Annotated in this window: 19 protein-coding genes and 1 tRNA gene; 6 read left to right on the top strand and 14 right to left on the bottom strand. The window is 43.7% G+C overall.

The genetic code is table 11. The annotated features are described in order from the left end of the window. Window positions 1–76 precede the first annotated feature (76 nt). Window positions 77–1,546 (bottom strand): catalase, encoded by a 1,470-nt coding sequence (locus tag ACT29H_RS00485; protein WP_444819626.1) that lies wholly within the window; start codon window positions 1,544–1,546, stop codon window positions 77–79. 257 nt (window positions 1,547–1,803) lie between these two features. On the opposite strand from ACT29H_RS00485, the gene ACT29H_RS00480 reads away from it, so the two are divergent. Together ACT29H_RS00480 and ACT29H_RS00475 are read left to right on the top strand one after the other, a co-directional pair. Next, complete coding sequence (locus ACT29H_RS00480) at window positions 1,804–2,151, top strand: encapsulin-associated ferritin-like protein (RefSeq protein WP_444819625.1); 348 nt, start codon at window positions 1,804–1,806, stop codon at window positions 2,149–2,151. Between the two features lie 148 nt (window positions 2,152–2,299). Beyond that, a complete protein-coding gene (locus tag ACT29H_RS00475) occupies window positions 2,300–3,094 on the top strand; it encodes a family 1 encapsulin nanocompartment shell protein (protein ID WP_444819624.1) in 795 nt (264 codons plus the stop codon). A gap of 156 nt (window positions 3,095–3,250) precedes the next feature. Here the strand turns inward: ACT29H_RS00475 and ACT29H_RS00470 are convergent, their stop codons facing one another. Beyond that, complete coding sequence (locus ACT29H_RS00470) at window positions 3,251–3,961, bottom strand: SagB/ThcOx family dehydrogenase (protein WP_444819623.1); 711 nt, start codon at window positions 3,959–3,961, stop codon at window positions 3,251–3,253. Between the two features lie 197 nt (window positions 3,962–4,158). Next, window positions 4,159–4,833: a peroxiredoxin gene (locus ACT29H_RS00465; RefSeq protein WP_444819622.1), complete on the bottom strand. Its 675-nt coding sequence runs from the start codon at window positions 4,831–4,833 to the stop codon at window positions 4,159–4,161. A 450-nt stretch (window positions 4,834–5,283) separates the two neighbouring features. On the opposite strand from ACT29H_RS00465, the gene zupT reads away from it, so the two are divergent. The 3 genes from zupT to ACT29H_RS00450 all read left to right on the top strand — a co-directional run bounded on the left by zupT (window position 5,284) and on the right by ACT29H_RS00450 (window position 7,249). Next, complete coding sequence (gene zupT, locus ACT29H_RS00460) at window positions 5,284–6,099, top strand: zinc transporter ZupT (protein ID WP_444819621.1); 816 nt, start codon at window positions 5,284–5,286, stop codon at window positions 6,097–6,099. 8 nt (window positions 6,100–6,107) lie between these two features. Then, window positions 6,108–6,755 (top strand): endonuclease III, encoded by a 648-nt coding sequence (gene nth / locus ACT29H_RS00455; protein ID WP_444819620.1) that lies wholly within the window; start codon window positions 6,108–6,110, stop codon window positions 6,753–6,755. Between the two features lie 420 nt (window positions 6,756–7,175). Continuing rightward, window positions 7,176–7,249, top strand: a tRNA-Thr gene (locus ACT29H_RS00450). Window positions 7,250–7,591: 342 nt separating this feature from the next. Here ACT29H_RS00450 and ACT29H_RS00445 read toward each other — a convergent pair. Continuing rightward, complete coding sequence (locus ACT29H_RS00445; RefSeq protein ID WP_444819619.1) at window positions 7,592–7,921, bottom strand: YegP family protein; 330 nt, start codon at window positions 7,919–7,921, stop codon at window positions 7,592–7,594. Window positions 7,922–8,167: 246 nt separating this feature from the next. Here ACT29H_RS00445 and ACT29H_RS00440 point away from each other — a divergent pair, with 246 nt between their 5' ends. After that, window positions 8,168–8,305 (top strand): hypothetical protein, encoded by a 138-nt coding sequence (locus ACT29H_RS00440; protein WP_444819618.1) that lies wholly within the window; start codon window positions 8,168–8,170, stop codon window positions 8,303–8,305. A gap of 62 nt (window positions 8,306–8,367) precedes the next feature. On the opposite strand, the gene ACT29H_RS00435 is transcribed toward ACT29H_RS00440, so the two are convergent. The 10 genes from ACT29H_RS00435 to ACT29H_RS00390 form a co-directional block, all read right to left on the bottom strand. Then, the gene (locus ACT29H_RS00435) at window positions 8,368–9,270 is read right to left on the bottom strand and encodes a nucleotidyltransferase family protein (protein WP_444819617.1); all 903 of its coding nucleotides are present in this window, start codon (window positions 9,268–9,270) and stop codon (window positions 8,368–8,370) included. Between the two features lie 93 nt (window positions 9,271–9,363). Next, entirely contained in the window at window positions 9,364–9,804 is a 441-nt protein-coding gene (locus tag ACT29H_RS00430; protein ID WP_444819616.1) for a threonyl-tRNA synthetase editing domain-containing protein, read from the bottom strand. Window positions 9,805–9,939: 135 nt separating this feature from the next. Beyond that, window positions 9,940–11,205 carry an adenylosuccinate synthase gene (locus tag ACT29H_RS00425; protein ID WP_444819615.1) on the bottom strand — a complete coding sequence of 422 codons (1,266 nt, stop codon included), beginning with the start codon at window positions 11,203–11,205 and terminating at the stop codon, window positions 9,940–9,942. A gap of 327 nt (window positions 11,206–11,532) precedes the next feature. Then, on the bottom strand, window positions 11,533–12,021 hold the full coding sequence (locus ACT29H_RS00420; protein ID WP_444819614.1) for a Fur family transcriptional regulator: 489 nt from the start codon (window positions 12,019–12,021) through the stop codon (window positions 11,533–11,535). A gap of 150 nt (window positions 12,022–12,171) precedes the next feature. After that, entirely contained in the window at window positions 12,172–14,397 is a 2,226-nt protein-coding gene (locus ACT29H_RS00415) for a RelA/SpoT family protein (RefSeq protein WP_444819613.1), read from the bottom strand. A 199-nt stretch (window positions 14,398–14,596) separates the two neighbouring features. Beyond that, window positions 14,597–15,874 carry a M16 family metallopeptidase gene (locus tag ACT29H_RS00410; protein ID WP_444819612.1) on the bottom strand — a complete coding sequence of 426 codons (1,278 nt, stop codon included), beginning with the start codon at window positions 15,872–15,874 and terminating at the stop codon, window positions 14,597–14,599. Window positions 15,875–15,920: 46 nt separating this feature from the next. Then, entirely contained in the window at window positions 15,921–17,156 is a 1,236-nt protein-coding gene (locus ACT29H_RS00405) for a M16 family metallopeptidase (protein WP_444819611.1), read from the bottom strand. A 70-nt stretch (window positions 17,157–17,226) separates the two neighbouring features. Beyond that, window positions 17,227–18,180, bottom strand: a complete 954-nt coding sequence (locus tag ACT29H_RS00400) for an NAD(P)H-dependent flavin oxidoreductase (RefSeq protein ID WP_444819610.1) — start codon at window positions 18,178–18,180, stop codon at window positions 17,227–17,229. A 112-nt stretch (window positions 18,181–18,292) separates the two neighbouring features. Further along, complete coding sequence (locus ACT29H_RS00395) at window positions 18,293–19,927, bottom strand: dipeptidyl-peptidase 3 family protein (RefSeq protein WP_444819609.1); 1,635 nt, start codon at window positions 19,925–19,927, stop codon at window positions 18,293–18,295. Between the two features lie 49 nt (window positions 19,928–19,976). Continuing rightward, on the bottom strand, window positions 19,977–21,392 hold the full coding sequence (locus tag ACT29H_RS00390) for an adenylate/guanylate cyclase domain-containing protein (RefSeq protein WP_444819608.1): 1,416 nt from the start codon (window positions 21,390–21,392) through the stop codon (window positions 19,977–19,979). Window positions 21,393–21,499: the final 107 nt, after the last annotated feature.

Raw genomic sequence — 21,499 nt, 5'->3', positions numbered from 1 at the left:
GGAAACAGAAGAAGGCATTAAACGACCGAAATAATCTCTGTCATTGAATCTTTGAGCTGCATGGCAGAGGAAATGATTAAACCTCGAATTTAAAATTCAATCCCTTGGCGACTCCGGTAGCCAATTCCAGATCTGCTTTGGCGAAGTGAATCAATTGTCTTTTTATGATTTCATCGCGTTTTGGACCATTTATTTGTCGCATGGCATCAACGATATTTGAAATTGTATTTTTCCTTTCCTGGTCGTTCATGACTTTCCTGAATAATAGACCGGGCTGTGTGTAATGATCGTCATCGTTTTCATTCCGGTCGTAGGTGTCGGCAATGGTCGAATCCAGATTAAACGATGGAATTTTATACTTTTTATCGACTTCAATATCGTCAAAACTGTTGGGATGGTAGTTGGGTGAGCTCCCCTGATTGCCGTTTACCGTCATGGCACCATCACGCTGGTAATTATGTACCGGGCAAACCGGTCGGTTTACCGGAATTTGTTCGTAATTGACCCCCAGACGATAGCGGTGGGCATCGGGATAAGACAATAATCGGCCCTGCAACATTTTATCTGGCGAGACATCCAAACCGTCAACTAAGTTGGACGGATTAAATGCGGCCTGCTCTACATCTGCAAAATAGTTGGCAGGTATTTCATTCAGTTCCATGATACCCACATCTATCAGTGGATATTCACTATGCGGCCATACCTTTGTCAAGTCAAAAGGATTCCACCGGAAATGCTTGGCCTGTTCTTCTGTCATGACCTGTATTTTTAGAGCCCATTGTGGGAAATCGCCCTTGTCGATGGCATTCAGTAAATCTCTTTGGGCGTAATCCGGATCCTTTCCTTTCAATTCGTCTGCCTGTTGGGCGGTAAGGGTGTGATTTCCCTGCAATGTTTTAAAGTGATATTTTACCCATACGCGTTCATTCTTTGCGTTGATCATTGAGAAGGTGTGACTGCCGTAGCCGTTCATTTTTCGGTAACCATCGGGTGTCCCTCTGTCGCTGAAGAGAATAAGAACCTGATGCAAACTTTCGGGGTTTAAGCTCCAGTAATCCCATCGCATGGTCTGACTGATCATATTGGTCCTGGGATCCCGCTTCTGCGTATGTATGAAATCGGCAAATTTTTTGGGATCTTTTATGAAGAAAACGGGCGTATTGTTACCTACCAAATCCCAGTTGCCTTCCTCGGTATAAAATTTAACGGCGAAACCACGGGGATCTCTTTCTGTGTCTGCGCTTCCTTTCTCGCCGCCTACCGTCGAAAATCGAACAAATACCCGGCATTCATTACCCGGCTTACTGAATAACTGGGCTCGGGTATAGCGGCTTATATCGTGAGTTACCCTAAAGGTTCCAAATGCGCCAGAACCTTTGGCATGTACAACCCTTTCGGGAATTCGTTCCCGGTTAAAGTGGGCCATCTGCTCATGAAGATAATAATCCTGAAGAAGTACAGGGCCTTTGGGACCGACCGTCATGCTGTCTTGCTTCTCAAAATAGGGGCGGCCGGATGCTGTGGTAAGTTTTTTCTTGGACATCATATTTTGATCTTAGTAAATATTTGAAATTTATGGTCTTTTCTGGTTATAATCAATTTAAATAGATGTTCGTGAATTATTAAGTGGGCGGTAAAAGATGGTCGGGTTAAAGATGAAATGGAGACAAATTTCAGAACTAGAATGTTTTTGATTTGATCATAATTAATGACTCAATTAATTCTCGATTTTGTTCAATTTAGCTATCTTTGGGATAATTGATGTGAAAAGTTTTCGAATTAAAAATATAAAAGGAACGAACTATGTCAAATTATCATGAACCTGCCGAAGAATTATCCGCTGAGGCTCGTAATTTTTCCAGAGCGCTTAACAGCCTGAAAGAAGAGATTGAAGCCGTAGACTGGTATCATCAACGTGTTGATCTTACGGAGGATGAATCGTTGAAGAAGATCATGGCGCACAACCGTGATGAAGAAATTGAACATGCCTGCATGACCCTGGAGTGGTTACGACGTAACATGCCGGGATGGGACGAGGAATTGCGAACGTATCTTTTTTCGGAAGGAGATATTACCGAATTGGAAGAAGGTGAAAGCGATGGGACCAACTCTTCCGCCAATTCTTTGGGAATTGGGAAAATTAAAAAATAGGATAGTCGGTTACGATACATCCTCCGGGCTTTTTTGATTAGGAGTTAGTGGCTTGTGATTTGTGGCGGTTAATCATTCAGGGCCATAAAACGATGTTTTACGATCATCGTACGGCTAAAAATTAAATCTTTAATGATCTAATGTAATTATGGATATTTTAAGAAAATCAATGGCGCCCATTTGCGATAAAGCATGGGACCAAATTAACAGCACGGCAGTTGAAGTTTTTACTTCAGTTTTGTCTGCACGAAAATTTGTGGATGTGGATGGCCCTAAAGGGCTCAATTTTTCGGCTGTCTCATTGGGGCGCCTTCACGTGCCCGAAAATCAAAAAGAAGAAGTGCAATACGGAATGCATCAGGTATTGCCCTTGGTTGAAACTAGGGTTCCCTTTGAATTAAACATCTGGGAATTGGATAATATGGCCAGAGGTGCCAAAAGCATCGATTTGAATAATCTGGAGGAAGCAGCGCGAAAATTGGCAAGATTTGAAGAGAACGCTATATACAACGGATTTAATCCTTCCGGTATAAAAGGCCTTAGCCAGGCCGCTGATTTCGACCCCATCGCATTGCCGGAGAACGATGAGGCATTTATTAAAACTATTTCGGAAGCTGTGGCTAAATTTAAAAATGCTTCCATTCAGGGACCCTATTCTTTAGTCTTGAATATGGCGTTGTGGGAACGATTTAATGCTTCAGGGAAAGGTTATCCTTTGCGGAAAAGAGTGGAGGTTTTGCTGGGTGGTGCTGTTATTGCAGCCCCCTTTATTGACGGTGCTTTCATGGTTTCGGAGAGAGGTGGTGATTTTGAACTGACTATAGGACAAGACATCTCTATCGGTTATGAATCCCACAACAGTAAAACCGTTCAGCTTTATTTCACCGAATCTTTCACTTTCCGGGTTATTGATCCTGCCGCTGTAATCCCTTTTAAAGAATAATTGCTGAGGGTTAACCCGTAAAATTTTGTGATCGACTTTAGATAAAAAATTGAAAAACCGAAGTATTGTTCCTTACGGAATTGAATACCTCGGTTTTTTTTCTTGAATAGCGTTTGACGGCTTAATTGACTTTTAGGAGGTTAGTCGTTCAGTAGGCTATTTCTCAAATCCTATGGTATGCCCCAAAATGACTTTATGAAACGGCGAAAGCCCCAAAGCCTTCTCCAGCGCCGGTTTGTCGATCCAGGCTCGAACCACACAGACCAGCCCTTCCGAGGCACAAGCCAGATAGGTGTTTTGGGCGATGAAACCGGCATTGGCATGCGATGTCATTAAATGTTCCGGTGTGATCGCTTCGGCCTTTTCAACGCCTGCCTTCCTCATATTGGCCACATAAATGAAATTGACGGGTGCTTCAGCAACAAAATCCTGCTTCCCGCAAAAGGATCTCAAATCTCCTTTTTTGATTAGTTCCAGTTCGTGTTTTTGGGCATTATAGCGGTAAGCTCCTTCTTTCATCACCACATAAAGTTCCATCTCCTGTTTATTCATGGAAGAGGGAGCTGTGCGTTTTTTTTCTCCGGTACGATTGAAACCCCATGCCGCCCAACATAGGTTGGAGAGTTGCTGATGCGACAAATCCCGAGAGCTGAAGTTTCTGCTGCTTTGACGCTGGTTGAGTGCTTGCATCAGTGGAATGCCGCCGTCCTTGTCGGGGGCCGGAAACGAAATCGTCGTCTGGGAATATCCCGAAAATAGAGTGGTGCTCAAAACCAACAGGAGCAACGTTACGATTTTGGCGGTTGGGCGTTCAATGGCCTGGCGCCAATTGAATAATGGCTGTTCAGCAAACAAGTTTCGTTTCATAATGTGTGATTTTTATGATTTGGGTTTAATTACATTTCTTGTAATAATATGAATGTTAGTAATTCATATTCATACGTGGTATCTCATTTTTACGGTCAAATATAAAAAGTATGAAGAAGAAATCAACAAAAAAAAACCGGGACTCAATAATCCGTCCCGGTTGCTCTTAATCGATAAGAAAGTCTAATGATGTGAGATTAAACCTTGAGCTCTTTTTTAGATAAATAGAAATCGATTCGCTCGATTCCGGTTTCTTTGTTGCGGGCATCCATCTCTTCCAAGGTTTTGGGTGGTGGCAGGATTACTTTTTCACCGGGTTTCCAGTCGAGTGGCAAAGCCACTTTGAATTTGTCGGAAGTTTGCAACGCTTTGAGCACTCGAAGGATTTCATCCATGTTACGGCCCACATTCAACGGATAATACATGATCAGCCGAATCTTCTTGGCGGGATCAATGAAAAATACAGCTCTGACAGCAGCCGTTTCCGATTCATTGGGCTGCAGCATTCCGTAAAGTTTGGAAACCTTCATGTCTAGGTCGGCAATAATGGGAAAATCAAAATAAACGCCGGTCTTTTCTTTTACGTTGGCAACCCAGCCCAAATGGGCGTGAATACTGTCAATACTTAACCCCAGAAGTTCCGCGTTCAGTTGGGTGAATTCTTTTTTCCGCAAAGCAAAGCCGCTCATCTCAGTGGTACATACCGGGGTGAAATCGGCAGGGTGCGAAAATAATACCACCCATTTGTCTTTGGCGAATTCCGAAAATTTTATCGGACCTTTTGTGGTCATGGCCGAGAAATCGGGTGCCTGATCACCGATGCGAGGCATCGGATAAAATTCCTGTTGCATTTGTTCTTGTTCGTTCATCATATTAATTATTTTATGGTTTTTTGAATGATTGAATCTTACAAAAGCAAATTTAAGGTTCATACTAACTAAAGTCAAATCAATTAATTCTATGCCTTATAGACGAAGACTATCAAGGTAAGGGTTTATAAATATGAGTGATGTATTAGAGGTGTGGGGGATCGGTTTCCGTTTATTTCGTTTTTCTATGGTTGGATTTTATCTGTTTTTCCATGGTGCAATAGTCTTATTGTGATATGTCAATTCTTGGTTATTCTTTAAATTTTGTAGTTTTGTTCTATCTGTTCCCGGAACTACTTCATTCTTTTCTTGTTTGCAAATTATTTTCCGGACTCTGTTGTTATTAATCAAAATATTGACGGATAGAACATAAGAAGTCGCAGGAACAGGTTAATCAAGGTGAATTATTTCGGAGCATTATCAAGACTCGCAACATCTTAAGGGAATAATGATATGGAAGAAAACAGTTTTCTTTTGGCCTTTGGCCTGACATTGTTTGCCGGTTTATCTACCGGGATTGGTAGCAGCATGGCTTTTTTCGCCAAAAGGACCAATACGCGTTTCTTATCTGTTAGTTTGGGTTTTTCGGCAGGGGTAATGATTTACGTTTCGTTCGTGGAAATTTTTGCTAAAGCGCAGGATTCTCTTGTCGGATTTCTGGGAACTGAATCGGGAACGTGGATTACGGTTCTCTCATTTTTTGGAGGGATTGCCTTGATCGCTTTGATCGACCGGTTTATTCCCAAGGCTGAAAATCCTCACGAGGTGGAGTTGGTGGAACATATGACCGAGAAGGAGCGGAAACGACATAATGACAAACGTCTAATGCGCATGGGAGGCTTCACCGCACTGGCCATTGCTATCCACAACTTTCCGGAAGGGTTGGCCACCTTTACTGCGGCAATGAATGACCCCCATCTTGGAATTGCAATTGCGGTGGCCATTGCCATCCATAATATTCCTGAGGGAATCGCTGTCTCGGTACCTGTGTATTATGCTACCGGCAGCAAGCGTAAAGCTTTTATTTTGAGTTTTCTTTCCGGCCTGGCAGAACCCGTTGGTGCTATTCTGGGCTATTTACTTCTGATGCCTTTTATGAGTCCACTGGTATTTGGAATTCTTTTTGCCGGAGTGGCAGGCATTATGGTCTTTATCAGTATTGACGAACTGCTTCCGGCAGCCAGAGAGTATGGAGAACATCACTTGTCGGTCTATGGCCTCATTGCCGGTATGGCGGTGATGGCTGTGAGCCTGCTTATGTTTATATAGTATTTTTTATGACCCGAAAAGAGAGATTTCAGAAAATAACAGACTGGTTTCAGGAGAATATGCCTGTTGCCGAAACGGAACTGCACTATTCCAATCCTTTTGAGCTTCTGGTGGCCGTTATTTTATCGGCCCAGTGCACCGATAAAAGGGTAAACATGATCACCCCAAAAGTATTTGAAAAATGGCCATCGCACCTTGAAATGGCAGAAGCAACGCCCGAGGAAGTCTTGGACGTGATCAAAAGCTGCAGCTATCCCAATAACAAGAGTAAGCACCTGGTGGGAATGGCCAAAATGCTGAGGGATGAATTTAACGGGGTGGTTCCGGATGACATCAAAGAGCTTCAGAAACTCCCCGGAGTGGGACGAAAAACTGCCAATGTTATTGCTTCGGTCGTGTTTCAGAAACCTGCGATGGCGGTCGATACCCATGTGTTTCGCGTCTCGGCACGCCTGGGATTAACCCATAATGCCAAAACTCCTCTTGAGGCCGAAAAACAGCTGGTGAATTATTTGCCCGAGAAATTGATCCCTATTGCTCACCACTGGCTGATCCTGCACGGCCGATATGTCTGTCTGGCTCGTAAACCCAAGTGTGATCAATGCGGACTGAAACAATGGTGTAAATATTTCCAGAAGCTTGAAGGTAAAAGTTAGAAAACTGACTGGTCCTAAAAAAGGCATGTGAATAAATGAAACGAGCATGACCAACCTTGGTGGGCACAACAAGAACCGGTATAAACGAATGGTTATGCGAGTTCCATCCAACCAATGGATTAACCAATTTTTATACGGATGAAAAAAAGGACAGATTGGTGCAAAATGCTGTTCTGTGGGAGGTAATGGTAACACAGGGATGCTATGTGGGCCCAGGTCTGAGATATGACATTGCTAACCCCTACACGGATAATAGGATGGCCTTGGGCTGACGTTATCGGAAGAATGGTATTCTCATGTCAAACAATCCGGCGCATGTCTGGTCATCTAATATCTAAAAAGCTTAAATCTAACTTTGTCTTCGAAAATATCCGGAAAAAGATTAAATTTGCATCGCAATTTTCCGAGGTAAGAAAGATTGCCGATGTAGCTCAGTTGGTTAGAGCGGTTGTTTCGTAAACAACAGGTCGGCGGTTCGAATCCGCCCATCGGCTCGCACCGAAAGTCAATAAAATCAAAGGCTCTGAAGGAATTCAGGGCCTTTTCTGTTGGGTGAAAAAGGGTTGTTTTATATCGGTTTGAGGGTAGGTGTTGTACAAATATTTTACGAAAAATGGTAGGTAAACCGTTTATTCGTTTATATCCGGTATTTTTCTCATCGTCTTACATCACCCCCTTCTGTCCGGTTTATTTTCTGTCCATCTTCTTCTGTTTGTAAATAATTGGTATGCTCGTTTCAATGGTTATCTCTGAGATGTCCGTAAAAAAAAATCACGGAAAGTAATGTTCCGTGATTCGGTTTGTTAAAGTGTTGATTTGTAATCTCCATGGATGATTTAATTGAGTTCCACCACCGAAGAAATTGGCCCGTTTTTTTTGACCGAACGAATACCATTTTCCATGGCACTATTGGAAGAATAATATTCACTTTTTCCGATAATTTGACCGTTGGAAGCTTTTAAAACGAAGTAAGGCTTTTGCTGATTGGTAACTTTTCGTTCATATCGTGTATCAACAGAAGAGTTTTCTTTTACCGAATTAATTCCGTTTTCACAACCGGCTTTAGAAGTGTAAGTTTCACTTGTTAAGATGATTTCACCATTGTCTGCTTTTAGATTGAACATAAATTGTCCGTTCTTGGCTGTTTTCATTGCATACTTTCCCATGACCTTATAATTTAATGAGTTAAAGGTCCAAGTTAGGATTAAAGGATAACAAAGTCAATGATATGACAGTAGTTTTTAGGCTTTTAAATTCTAATTGTTAGATAATTAATGAGGGAACGGGGGGCATAGAGGAGGGGTTTATGCTTTTCTTATGGTTGTGTTTAGGTAAAAAGCGTTTTTGGGATATTGTAGTAACAGGTGTTGGCTTTTTTCATTCCCTGGCAATGTGGGGCAATATTGATGCTTATGAATTGGAAAAATGATGCCGTTCAAAAAAAATTTGATGCGCATCAAAAAAAAAATGATGCGGAAGAAAAAAAATTTGATGCGCATCATTTTTTTTTTCTTCCGCATGAAATGATAAAAAGATGCGCATCATTTTAAACCTTGATGCGCATCCGATCAGTGCTTACCCCTTATGCAAGGGGAGATGATGTGTTAGCAGTTTATGGTCTCCAAAGGTCAGCCGGATAGATCCCCTGTTGGGTTAACTGTTGAATGCTGTTTTGAACCTTGGGTTTATCTTCTTTATAGGTTATTCCAAACCATTGAGCATTGGTGGTAATTACTTTTGTGGTGGCCAGTCCCGATTTAATCGTTTGGTCGGCACAGGTATTAAAGTAATATTCCGATTTTAGTTCCTGACCTTTCTCTGACATAAACTTGTTAAATCCGTTCTGCAGGTGATCAAAAAATGAAGGTTTAAAGACCCAGAAGTTCATGGAGACAGGTTCATTACCGGAAAGTCTGGTTTTGTTTTCTCCTTCGTAAAAGAAAATGTCTCCGTTCTCTTTTCCGATTTTTGTCCGTTCGGTAATATCTTTTAGGTAGCCCTCATTATCTGTTTCACAAACGCCTCTGGATACCGTTCCGTAGTCGGAAAGAGTGTTTTTGAGCGGGTATCCAACCATGGCATATTGGTTCGCGTCCGGATGTTGTTGAATGAAGCGGAACGCACTTTCGTAGGCTTCACGGCCATAGAAGTCGTCGGCATTGATGATGGCAAAGGGCTCATGAATCACATCCTTGGCCATAAGCATGGCATGTCCGGTTCCCCAGGGTTTTTCACGGCCTTCGGGAACGGTGAATTCGGCCGGAATGTTTTCCAATTCCTGAAATACATATTCGGTTTCCACTTTGCCTTTGAGCCGCGGTTCGAAGCGTGATTCGAATGCTTCGGCAAAGGATGAACGGATCACAAAAACAACCTTTCCGAATCCTGCACGGATGGCATCATATACCGAGTAATCGATGATCGATTCCCCTTTAGGACCCAGTTCGTCCATTTGTTTCAATCCTCCGTAGCGGCTTCCCATTCCGGCGGCAAGTATCAGCAATGTTGGCTTCATGGTTTTTGTTTTTTCTGTTTTCTGACTTAAGTGGTATGCTTTTGAGTTGGTGTCATTTTTCTGTTGATGGTTGGTGGCCCAAACGATAATCTGTTACAATTCTCCCCATACCCTTGCCATGGAAAATCCCGGTGCCTCCATATTCAGGTCCAGAAAAAAACCGAATGGGGTAATGGCGGCCGCATAGTTGCCGTTTTGTAATCGGTCACAGGTAGCTTTTAAAAGATCGGCGGTAAATTTCAGGGATGCCTTTGATGCAGATAAATGTGCAAAGGAATGAAGCAGGATGGATTGGGTGTTGTTTTTTCGTGCCACCCACTTCAGATGGTTGGCCAGTTTTTTTTCGCGGCTTTTCAGTCCTTTCTCCTCATCTTCTGCTTCCACCTGAACAAATGCGGTGATACAGTTGGTGTGTTCTCCCTGATGTATTATTTCTTGTTTGTCAGGATAAAATAACTTCAGATCTTCGTCGCTGAGGTTTTGTTCGGCCGTTTTGTAGGCAAATTTCTTTGTGTAAAAAACCAGAACTTTCATCGGTCTATTCCATGGTTTGGGTTAAAACTGGGCTTTGTTGATCCAGATGGGTTGAATCCGGATATATAGCATAGAGACGGATCGAAACCCGTCTCTACTAAATTTTTGCCGGGGAGGGCGGGTTAAAACCCTCCATTATTTTTCGATCTGAATGGTCTGTTCCCTGTCCGGGCCAACCGAAACAATGGTAATGGGTACACCTGTCTCTTCTTCGATGAACCGGATGTAATTTTTTAATTCGGCCGGGAAATCATCTTCCGATTTAATGGCTGTGAGGTCGCAATTCCACCCGGGCATTTCTTTGTATACGGGTTCCAGTCCTTCGGGCAATTCAAAGGGGAACTCTTCCACAACGTCGTTGCCAATTTTATAGGCGGTGGCAATTTTTATGGTATCAAAACAGCTTAGGACATCGCTTTTCATCATGATGAGACGCGACACCCCATTGATCATCACGCTGTATTTTAGGGCCACCAGGTCGAGCCATCCGCAGCGGCGGGGTCTTCCGGTGGTACTTCCAAATTCGTTGCCGTTTTTACGCATCCGTTCACCGTCTTCGTCAAAGAGTTCGGTGGGGAAGGGGCCGGCCCCTACGCGAGTGCAATAGGCTTTGAAGATACCATAGACTTCGCCGATGCTTCGGGGTGGAACGCCCATGCCGATACATGCTCCCGCACAGACCGTGTTGGATGATGTCACAAAAGGATAGGAGCCAAAGTCGATATCCAAAAGTGTACCTTGGGCACCTTCCGCAAGAATGGACTGGCCGTTTTTCAGATATCGGTTCAGTTCAAGTTCGCTGTCGATAAGGGTAAACTGCTTCAGCGTTTCAATGCCTTCTTTCAAGCCTTCTTCATATTCCTCCAGGTTGTATTCGAACCCATACATCTCGATGAGTTGCAAATGCTTTTCCCTGAGGGCGGCATATTTTTTATCAAAGTCGTTGAGAATATCGCCTACTCTTATGCCGTTACGGCCTGTTTTGTCCATATAGGTAGGCCCAATGCCTTTGAGGGTGGACCCGATTTTGGTTTTGCCTTTGGCAGCTTCCGAAGCAGCATCCAATATTCGATGAGTCGGCAGAATTAGATGGGCCTTTTTGGAAATGAAAAGTTTTTCCGTTAAATCAATGCCTTGTTTTTTCAGTTCGTCGGTTTCTTGCTTAAAAATGATGGGATCCAGCACAACTCCGTTGCCGATGATATTGACTTTGTTCCCTTGAAATATCCCCGACGGAATGTTATGAAGAACAAATTTTTTACCTTCGAATTCAAGTGTGTGACCGGCATTGGGGCCTCCCTGAAAGCGGGTAACCACATCATATTTGGGGGTCAATACATCTACCACCTTTCCTTTCCCTTCATCGCCCCATTGTAATCCTAAAAGAACATCAACCTTCATCTGTATATCGTTTGATTTTTATTTTTGGAATGTGTTTGGTCAGAATTAGGCACAATAAAAATCGGAAGGCCAACTGCTATGGTCGACTTTCCGATGTGTAAAATTAATTAAATAAAACCGTAAAACCTGAATTTGCTTGAATTAATTGAAAATTTTTAGCGTCCATGTTTTGGCGGTAAGGGGCTCAATAGGTTGGTGCTACTGCCTGGCAACTAATAGAACAGGATCATTGGAATGAATGGGGCGCAAGCGGGTAGTGGCCCATTCCTGTTTCTTAACCTGCCAACGATTACGACTATCAGCGAATCCAGAAATGATCCGATTCAATTATTTCGGTTGGGATGGGATGTCGGTTTTTGATTGGTTTATTTTTTCCTGACACTCCTTGCACAGACCGTAAACATAGAGAGAATGCTGAACGACGGTGAATTCCAGATTTTTAGATGCGTTGTTGAGCACAATTTGGATGCTTGGATCACAAAACTCCATTACTTTGCCACAATTGGTACAGATCAAATGATCATGTTGTTTGGATTCAAAAGCTTTTTCAAACTGGGCAATGTTTTTCCCAAACTGATGTTTAATGACCAGTTTGCAATTGAGCAGCAAGTCAATGGTGTTATAAAGCGTTGCGCGACTAACCCGGTAATTCTTATTTTTCATAGAAATATAGAGCGACTCTATATCGAAATGGCCGTCGTGCGAATAGATTTCATCCAATATGGCATATCTTTCAGGGGTTTTACGATGTCCGTTTTTCTTCAGATACTCCGTAAAAATTTGCCTGACCGTTTCTTTGTTGGAAGGTTTGTTCATAACCTGATTCGATAAAAATAATACAAATTGAACCTTTACAGGCAAAGATAAAAATTTTATTTAGAATAAAACCAAATTAAGAGACAGGCAGTTGCACGGAGGCGGAAGATTGACCTCGATGCGGGAAGACGGCATATCTCTAGTAGGCCTTTACCAGTTGGTGTGAATTCGTTCCTGACGGGTGACGTTGTGAATGCCTTTGATTTTCATAAGGTTGAAGATGAGGTTGTTTAAGTCCTCCGTATTGTGGATGTAGAGATAGATGGTGCCTTCAAAAATACCATCATGGCTTTCTACATGAATGGACCGCATGTTCACGGTTTGGTCTTCAGAGATGACTTTGGTGATTTTGCTGACAATTCCGATTTGATCGATGCCGGAAAGATTAATGATGGCCAGAAAGGAAAGTATCTTGTGAGACTCCCATTCGGCCGAGACGATTCGGTTGCCCTGACTCGACATGAGACGTATGGCGATGGGGCATTTTCGGCTGTGAAGAATCAGTTTGTCATGTTCGTCGAGGTAACCCACCACATCATCGCCGGGAATAGGATTGCAACAAGGTGCAATAACGTAATCCTCCGTATCCATATCATCAGAAACCACCATTTGGGTCTTGGGGTTGCTTTCTTTGGTTGCTTTCTTTTTGCCTGTCGGGATAAAGTCTTTGTTTTTCCCAAATGAAAGCCGCCAATAGCGGACCCATTTGTTGGCTGTTTTGTCACTTAATATTTTGTTCAGGTTTTTCAGATCAATGGTTCCTTTCCCTATTCGGAAATAGAGCTCTTCTTTGGTGGTCAGATTGTAGTACTTTAAGAGTTTTTTCAGGATCTTGGCGTTGGTGGTGAGTTTCTTTTGGTTAAGCGCCTCTTCCAGTCTCTTCTCTCCCTTGCGGATGATCGCCTTGCGTTCCTTTTTAAACGCATCTTTAATCCTTGTTTTTGCCTTGGCAGTGGTAACAAAATTGATCCATTCATACCTGGGGATTTGTTTTTCTGAGGTAAGGATCTCTACCTGATCACCACTTTTCAATTCATGACTGAGGGGGACCAGTTTATAGTTTACTTTTGCGCCAATACATTTGTATCCCAGGTCGGTATGGATTTCAAAAGCGAGGTCGAGAGCGGTTGCTCCTTTGGGCATAACCTTAACATCCCCTTTGGGTGTAAAGATCATAATCTCCTGGCTGAAAAGGTTCAGTTTGAAATCGTCCAGGAATTCCAAAGAATCCGATTCCGGATTGTTCAGTACTTCTCTGATCCTCTGAAGCCAGTTATCCAATTCCGATTCTTTGTCGCTGGCACCTTTGTATTTCCAGTGGGCGGCAAATCCTTTTTCAGCAATCTCATCCATCCGTTCGGTACGGATCTGGATTTCTATCCATTTCCCTTCAGGTCCCATGACGGTGGCATGCAGTGCTTCATATCCGTTGGCTTTAGGGGTGCTTACCCAATCGCGCAATCGATCGGGCTTGGGTTTGTAGATGTCGGTAACCAGCGAATAGATGGTCCAGCATTGCGCCTTTTCCGGTATATTTGGTTTGGGCTTGAAAACAATCCGTATGGCCAGCAGGTCGTAGACCTCTTCAAAAGGGATTTGTTTCTTTTGCATTTTTTGCCAAATGGAGTAAATCGCCTTGGGACGTCCCTTTATGTCAAATTCGTAGCCCTCATTGGACAACCGTTCGATGATGGGAAGGGAAAAACGAGTGATAAGACTTTTTGTCCTACTTTGATAATCCGCCAGTTTGGAGGATATCTCCTGGAAAATCTTCGGATGTTCATATTTAAAAGCCAGATCTTCCAGTTCCGATTTTATGGAGTAGAGACCAAGCCGATGAGCCAGGGGGGCGTAAAGATAGAGTGTCTCACCGGCTATTTTCAATCTTTTGTGCTCAGGCATGGAGTCGAGCGTACGCATATTGTGAAGACGGTCGGCCAGCTTGATGAGAATCACCCGAATGTCTTCGACCATTGTGAGCAGAAGTTTTCGGAAATTTTCGGCTTGTTTGGATCGGGTTTGATCTACCACCCCTTCCAACTTGGTGAGTCCGTCCACAATGCCGGCTACTTTTTCACCAAAGATGCTTTCGATATCTTCCAGTGTATATTCACTATCTTCCACAACATCATGGAGTAATGCGGCAGCTACCCCTTTGGCACCGAGTCCAATTTCTTCAGCCACGATACGGGCAACAGACAATGGATGGAAGATATAGAGTTCGCCTGACTTTCTTCTTACGCCTTTATGGGCTTCGTGCGCCAAATCAAAGGCTTTCTGGACGAGCTTCTTGCCTTCTTCTGTCCGACAACGGGGACATACTTTCAAAAGCTCGTTAAAGTAGTTTTTTATTTCCTGCTCTTCTAAATTATTCACCGTTTCACTCATATTGACTATCTCCCGATCGGTTTAAAATTAATGAATAAAATGGGATTTGCGTAATTATTGCACGGGTCTTTTACGGGGTAGGATAAATAAGGTTGAAAAGAAGAAATGGTTATAATTCAAATTATTCCAATTGCTGAGTCGACCGATTCCTTTTTCTCGGTTGAATAGTGCCTGCCGTTATCCGGATTTATACGCCGGCCACAACGGTCCAAAACGCATCCGGGATAAGATATTGCCTTGCCAAATCACGGATGTTGACAGGGGAAACATGACGTAAATATCGAATCATTTGACGGTAGTAATCAAAATCCAGATTGTATTCACTTAAGGTGCGGTAGATGTCTGCCGTGGAAAAGGGACCGTCGAAACTGCGAAGCAATTCGCCCATCATGTAATTTCTCACCATTTCCAACTCTTTTTCAGGTAATAACTCGTTTTGGAGCTTGTGGAATTCTTCGAAAATGGCATCAATGGCTTCATCCCGTTTTTCTCCCGCTACCTCGCTGCTGACAATCCATACCCCCGCATGCTTAAGCGGCATGATATAGGATCCGATTCCATAGGTCAGACCTTTTTCCTCTCTCACTGTTGACATCAAGCGCGAACCGAAGTAACCGCCCAGTGCTGTATTTAGTACCTGCAATGGGATAAAATCGGGGTGATGTTGGTTGAACAGGGGCCGGCCGATTCGTATGGCAGACTGCATCGCGCCATCTTTTTTGAGTATTATTTTTTTGTTGGCAGAGGGGGTGGGAGGTGCTATCCGGGTATCTTTTTCGGGCCCGGCACCGGTTGTTTGTCCAAAGTGGTGGTTAAGCAGACGGTCAATCTCGGTGCCGGGTTGTCCGGCTACATATATTCTGGCCAACTCTGACCTGTAATGTTGGTTGTGAAATGTTTGGATCTGTTGGTTGGTTATTTGGTCGAAATGTTCTTTGCGTAATGGTCGTCCGTACGGATGTTCAGCACCAAAAATGGTTTCGCCGAAAAGCCGGGCGGCCAGAGTTTTTACTTTTTCGCCTTCCAGCAGAAACTCTTCATACCGTTTTTGAAGATAGATATCAAATTCTTTTTGAGGAAAAGAAGCAAATGAAATGATTTCATGAATTAATTCCAGCATCCGGGGAAGGTGGCTTGTCAGACAAAGAAGGGTAACCACCGTGTGGTGATGATAGGTTTGCGTGTTAAAATAGGCGCCATGGAAGTCAATGATTTCGGAGATCTCCCGTGAAGATTTACTGCCGGTCCCTTCCTGCATAAGATTAGCAGTGGCTGATGCCAGTAATGGGATGCCTGCTTGAACCGCACCGGCCGGATACTCAATGTCGATCTTGGTAACCTCTTGACTGCCCGCCCGAATTACCGATACGGGAACCCCGTTGTCAAGATGAAATAGTTCCACCGGCAAAAAATCTATCTTTTCAATGGTTTTGAACTGTGGCGGCGTATGATTGGTTGTTGACATAATGCTTCTGATTAATGAAATTTTATTTGGGCTGGAAGAGGCTGTGTTAAAGAGGCTGATAGTACAGTGTTGAGCAATTTTCCGATCGGAAAATGTTTGCTGCAGCCTCTTGGATATCCGGAGGGGTGACTGCACCGTATTTCTCCGGTTCCTGATTGATCTCATCCACCATCCCCAATAATTCATATTGGGCCAGATTTACGGCCTTATTAAGATAGTGGATCTCTTCAAAAACAAGATTAGAAATTACTTTATTCTTAACTTTTTGCAATTCATAATCCGATGGCGGGGTTTGTATCAGCTTATCCAAGACCGCTCGAATGCTGTGTTCCGCTGTTTTCATTTTGACCCCGGGCATGAGCCGCCCTGTTATTGTGAACAGTCCCGGATCACGATCGCCGCCGATATAAGCGTTAACATCAGAAAAGTGCTGCTGCTCTTTAATGAGTGTTTGGAAAAGCCGGGAAGATGGGCCGTTTGACAATATGTCCGACAAGAGATCGTCGGCATAGAAATCTGAATCGGTTCGCCGACCGTTGTGAAAAACCATCTGAATGAATGGGGCAGGGACGGACCGTTTTACTTCCAGAAAACGGGGCTCAGTCTGTGGGGGCTCCTGTGGTAAAGACCTTGCCGGAATGTCTCTTTGAGGTACAGGGCCGAACCATTTTTCGGCCAAACGGAATACTTCTTCCGCATCAACGTTCCCGGCCACCGACAAGACGGCATTGTTCGGTGCATAATGGTTATAGAAAAATGCTTTGACTTCCTCGATGGTGGCGTTTTCGATGTGTGAAATATCTTTTCCTATGGTGGGCCAGCGGTAGGGATGTACCTTATACGCCAGATCGCGAATAAGCAGCGGTATATCGCCATAGGGTTGATTCAGGTAACGTTGTTTGAACTCTTCGATGACGACCTTTCGTTGGACTTCCAGACTGCTTTCGGAAAAGTTGAGCTCTGTCATGCGGTCCGCTTCCAGCCAGAAGGCTGTCTCAATATTTACCGCGGGGACAGTTACATAATAGTTGGTAAAGTCGTTACTGGTCCAGGCATTGTTTTCGCCACCTACATGTTGTACCGGCTCATCGTACGACGGAATATTTTTGGTGCCGCCGAACATTAAATGTTCAAAAAGGTGTGCAAAACCCGTGCGATTCGGATCTTCGTCGCGGGCTCCCACATCATAAAGAACATTTACAGCCACCATGGGCGTGGTTTTATCGCTGTGGACGATGACTCGCAGTCCGTTTTTCAGTGTATGTTTTTCAAATTGTATCATTAGGTTGTCTCTTATCCATGGATGGCCCATTCATAAAGGCCGTGGATTGTAATGTAAATGACTTCGTTGCTTAAAAAAGGGCTCTGGCCGATCGGTACTCTTCCAGCAGCTGTTTCATGATTTCGTTTACCGGTTTAATTTCTTTGATCATGGCAGCCACCTGGCCTATTTCCAGTTCTCCTTCCTCCAGATCCCCTTCAAACATCCCTTTCTTGGCACGTCCCCGTCCCAGTAACTCTTTGAGTTGATCTACTGAAGCGCCCTGTCTTTGAGCCTCTTCCACCAAATGATAAAAATGGTTTTTTAACAGTCTGACAGGTGCCAGTTGTTTGAGGGTTAGCATGGTGTCGCCTTCCTTGGCCTTTACAGCATATTCTTTAAATGCCTGATGAGCCGATGATTCCTGCGAAAGGGCAAACAGTGAACCAATTTGAACGCCATCGGCACCCAATGCTTGGGCGGCCAGGATGTGTTGGCCACTACCGATGCCACCGGCTGCCAGAAGCGGTAGCCGGGTAGCTTTACGTACCAGCGGAATGAGCGTCAAGGTGGTCGTCTCTTCACGTCCTTCATGACCGCCTGCCTCGAAGCCTTCGGCAACGATGGCATCCACCCCGGCATCTTCGCATTTTTTGGCCAGGCGAGAATTGGCAATCACATGGGCTACCGTAATGCCTTTTTCCTTAAGGAATGGGGTCCATTTGGCAGGACTACCGGCTGAGGTGAATACTATTTTTACACCTTCCTCAACGATGATGTTCATCAGATCTTCAATATCCGGATATAAAAGCGGAACATTCACCCCCCACGGTTTGGTGGTGGCCTGCTTCATTTTATGAATATGCTCACGAAGGACGTCGGGATACATGCTTCCGGCCCCCAGCAAGCCCAGACCTCCGTTGTTGCTGACGGCAGATGCCAGCTTCCAGCCACTGCACCACACCATGCCCCCCTGGATGATGGGGTATTGGATGTTAAATAATTCAGTCACCGGATTGCCGGCAAACAATTTTTTTGCGTTCATATGGTTGCGTTGATATGATTTTTAATTCAATGCTTTTTTAATTCATAAAAAACCTGTTGACTTTGATTTTTCAAAGATCAACAGGTTTGGAATGGGATAATGAATTCAGTCTTTACAAACCGATAACGGCAGGACCTTGTTCAAAAACAATATCTACCGGTATGTTGGCCCGGTTAATGCGATCCAGATCCTTCTTCAGTTGGGGAGTGACGACGCCTAAGTTTTCTATCATCTGTTGGGCTTTTTCATAATCTCCTTCACCTTGTAAAACAAGAATCTCTTCAGAAAGTTGTTTCATCGCCTCCTGCATTTTTTCAAAATTCACTTTATAAGTGCCATCTTGAGGATTTCTGGTAAAGGCTTCCTTTTCGAGAAAGTAGTTGAAGCGAATCATATTGGCTTTTCCATGAGCACTGGCTGCACCAAAACGGACAGAGCGGAAGATGCTGGCCATAAAGGTGACATAATTGGTCCTCAGATCTTTATCTTTTAATTCACCCATCTCGGTTAAGTGAGTTACAATGTATAATCCTAAAATGTCGGCTTTTCCTTCTTCAATGGCAGAAGCAGTTTCTTTTAGTGCTTCACGTACCGTGCCTTTGTTGTTGATGGTATTTTTGATTCCCAGACCGTGTGCTACTTCGTGGAACATCGTATTCTCAAAAAAAGCATTGAAATCAATGTATTGCCGTTGCGAGGGATCAATTAGTAACTCGCTGATGGGAATTAGGATATGGTCAAATTTTGCGCGCATACTGTTTTTAAGTTGTAGCTTACGGCTTCCTTTTTTCATCTGCACATCCGGATCGTTGGGAAGATTGATGGCGATGGTTTTGCTGCCCGCATTGCAATCCCCGGCATAATAGATAACATCATATACATTTAAGTCGGAATCGCTGCCCGGCATCTCCGTCTTGTACTTGGGATCGACCGGTAGCGCTGTCTGAAGTTGGGGTAACAACGTTGAGTAATGGTTAAGACGTGAAGACCATTGGGTATCCTTGATCAGCAAGTAAGATTCAAAGGCGGCCTTTGCACCCATCAAACCATCTTCATAGGTTTCGATAGGACCTACCACAAAATCAATGAGATTATCTTTCATCTCCATCCAGGCCAGGTCACTTTTATAGTAGTCGTTGGAAAGAAACGCTTTGGCCCGCTCTTTCAGATATCTTTTAAAGCCTTCGTCTTCGGCCAGTTCAGAGGCTTTTATGAGCAGTTCAGAGGCTCTGGTTAATTCTTTTTCCCATTTTTTGCTGTAGGGGACAACGGTCAAGGCTCCTTCGCTGTTGCGCTCAATCACCGTGTAGAGCCCCAGCTTACTGTGATTGGCCAGCTGTTGAAATTCCTCTTTGGTCATATCTTCCGGATAAAAACGTGCTCCGGCAGGCTTAGGGCCAATTCCTTCAATAAAGGGTTCATTGTTGTTTAGACGGTCCCATGGACCATAGTTGATTTCAATATATCGTTTTAACTCTTCGCTTTCCGTATTTTTCAGCAAGGTTTCTTGGTCTCCCCATGCTTGTTGCCAGAACAGGTTGTCCATGATATCCGCCACTTCGAAAAGAATAGGCAGCATCTCTTTTTGTGCTGGAGACAAATTCGATACATCGGTAGTGAGCCGGACGGATTGATAAGCATCAACTCGTTCCTTCAGATCGGAGATGGAAGCGTTAAGCTTTTTTTGGGTTGGCTGGCATGCGGTTAAAACTAACAAAGCGGCAAAAAAAGCGATACAACTTTTCATAAATGGATTTTTTTAATTCTTTGGTTTAAGTGGTCAAAAGTAAAAAAAATTAATAATTAATTCTGACTTTGTTTTTATTGATCAGTGACTGAATCCGTTCAATTTGTTGCTGTTTATTTACCTCCCTAAGGTTTCGGGCTGTTTGGGTGTAATATTGATGTCGTTGGATGAAGTTGAGCTGCAATTGGAGCCAATCGTTCCATGATCCCACCATTTGGCGTTCTTTAAGCTCTCGGTAGAGGTTGTTGGAAACAGGAATAAAATCGGTTCGTCCCAAATAATCGAGATCTGAATCACAAATCACTTCTTCCAATTTGTCTTTTGGCGTTGGCGGTGATTTTGTCGCCATAATTAACCGGGAGATGGTTTCTATCCGCTCTGGAGGATATTGATAATCGGTCAAAATCTGACGGGCTAATAATATGCCCTGATACTCGTGTGTGCGGTAATCGACCATATGTCCTGCATCATGAAACAAAGCTGCCGTTTTTAGGGTCAGGATCTCTTCCTCACTGAGTCCTTCGGCCCATCCGATTAATTCTACTTCCGTGATGACATCAATGGTGTGTTTAACATCGTGGTAGTATAGATTGGAAGGTAGATTTTTCTCCAGCAGGTCCAATACTTTTTCCTGGATGTCCAGAAATTGAATGTGGCCGTAGCGTACAGCAAAAGTTTTATTGCCTTCAAAGGGATTATTTTCTTTTTGGAGTTCCTCATTCAGTCCGTTGACCAGAAACATTTTCAGGGAACCTTTGAATCTAACCGGTATTGTTCCTAAAGAGGATAACTGGAAAAATTCTTTTACCAGCTCACAAGTCATTTCCGACATGTTGATTTTTGCAGGGGGACAGCTTTCTCCCAGTCGACATACCACATTAATATTATCGCCTGAAATGGAAAAGGGAGAATAGCGCCGACTCTTGTCGGTGGCAAGAATGGGGCCGGTATGGATCCCCATTTTTACTTTCCACACCGGTTCACATCGCTGCTGGTTATAGATATTCTGAATGGCTAAATTCATGCGGATGGCAGCCATGGTGATATCTATGGGATTGGTGCGGTTTTTATTGGACAGTCCTACCGCATAAATCATGTTGTCGCCAAAACTCTTGATCTTGGTTAAGTTGAATTCCTGAGCAATCTTGTTGATGGATATGTATATCTCGTCCAAAATATCAATATGGTGAGATTGATTGTCCATTTGGGTAAGTGCTTCGAATCCGCAGATGGATACATACAGCAGCGAAACCATTTTCAGGTGCTCCACCTTTTTTTTGGAAGGTTTTTCCGGCCATTCGGCCACGCCCCATTCAGAAAAGCGACTTAATAACTGGTTATATTTTTCTGCTTGCTGTTGTATGGCCGAATACTGGCTCGTCAGGTTTTTCAGCTGGCTGTTGAGGGCCTGGTTGCGCCGGGCAAGTTTTTGTATCTGTTGTATGTGCCGTTCTAAATTGTTCATCAGTAAAAAATTCAATTAAACCATTGTTCTGATGGAACTCGCATGACGAGTTTTATTCATGTGGTTGCGGGGAACGCTTTGCTTGTCATGTGCGTTACATGCGTTTA

The organism is Thermophagus sp. OGC60D27 (assembly GCF_052400625.1).
In the GTDB taxonomy this organism is placed as follows: domain Bacteria; phylum Bacteroidota; class Bacteroidia; order Bacteroidales; family Marinilabiliaceae; genus Thermophagus.
The sequence above is the reverse complement of the archived record's forward strand: the minus strand, read 5'-3'. Positions and strand labels throughout refer to the sequence as shown.

Excerpts from the sequence above, each read along its gene's own strand:
- ACT29H_RS00475 (WP_444819624.1), top strand. The coding sequence starts at position 2,300 with ATGGATATTTTAAGAAAATCAATGGCGCCCATTTGCGATAAAGCATGG.
- ACT29H_RS00435 (WP_444819617.1), bottom strand. The coding sequence starts at position 9,270 with ATGAAGCCAACATTGCTGATACTTGCCGCCGGAATGGGAAGCCGCTAC.
- nth (WP_444819620.1), top strand. The coding sequence starts at position 6,108 with ATGACCCGAAAAGAGAGATTTCAGAAAATAACAGACTGGTTTCAGGAG.
- ACT29H_RS00445 (WP_444819619.1), bottom strand. The coding sequence starts at position 7,921 with ATGGGAAAGTATGCAATGAAAACAGCCAAGAACGGACAATTTATGTTC.
- ACT29H_RS00400 (WP_444819610.1), bottom strand. The coding sequence starts at position 18,180 with ATGAACGCAAAAAAATTGTTTGCCGGCAATCCGGTGACTGAATTATTT.
- ACT29H_RS00480 (WP_444819625.1), top strand. The coding sequence starts at position 1,804 with ATGTCAAATTATCATGAACCTGCCGAAGAATTATCCGCTGAGGCTCGT.
- ACT29H_RS00425 (WP_444819615.1), bottom strand. The coding sequence starts at position 11,205 with ATGAAGGTTGATGTTCTTTTAGGATTACAATGGGGCGATGAAGGGAAA.
- ACT29H_RS00405 (WP_444819611.1), bottom strand. The coding sequence starts at position 17,156 with ATGATACAATTTGAAAAACATACACTGAAAAACGGACTGCGAGTCATC.
- ACT29H_RS00420 (WP_444819614.1), bottom strand. The coding sequence starts at position 12,021 with ATGAACAAACCTTCCAACAAAGAAACGGTCAGGCAAATTTTTACGGAG.
- ACT29H_RS00485 (WP_444819626.1), bottom strand. The coding sequence starts at position 1,546 with ATGATGTCCAAGAAAAAACTTACCACAGCATCCGGCCGCCCCTATTTT.
- zupT (WP_444819621.1), top strand. The coding sequence starts at position 5,284 with ATGGAAGAAAACAGTTTTCTTTTGGCCTTTGGCCTGACATTGTTTGCC.
- ACT29H_RS00395 (WP_444819609.1), bottom strand. The coding sequence starts at position 19,927 with ATGAAAAGTTGTATCGCTTTTTTTGCCGCTTTGTTAGTTTTAACCGCA.
- ACT29H_RS00465 (WP_444819622.1), bottom strand. The coding sequence starts at position 4,833 with ATGATGAACGAACAAGAACAAATGCAACAGGAATTTTATCCGATGCCT.
- ACT29H_RS00390 (WP_444819608.1), bottom strand. The coding sequence starts at position 21,392 with ATGAACAATTTAGAACGGCACATACAACAGATACAAAAACTTGCCCGG.
- ACT29H_RS00440 (WP_444819618.1), top strand. The coding sequence starts at position 8,168 with ATGAATTGGAAAAATGATGCCGTTCAAAAAAAATTTGATGCGCATCAA.
- ACT29H_RS00470 (WP_444819623.1), bottom strand. The coding sequence starts at position 3,961 with ATGAAACGAAACTTGTTTGCTGAACAGCCATTATTCAATTGGCGCCAG.
- ACT29H_RS00410 (WP_444819612.1), bottom strand. The coding sequence starts at position 15,874 with ATGTCAACAACCAATCATACGCCGCCACAGTTCAAAACCATTGAAAAG.
- ACT29H_RS00430 (WP_444819616.1), bottom strand. The coding sequence starts at position 9,804 with ATGAAAGTTCTGGTTTTTTACACAAAGAAATTTGCCTACAAAACGGCC.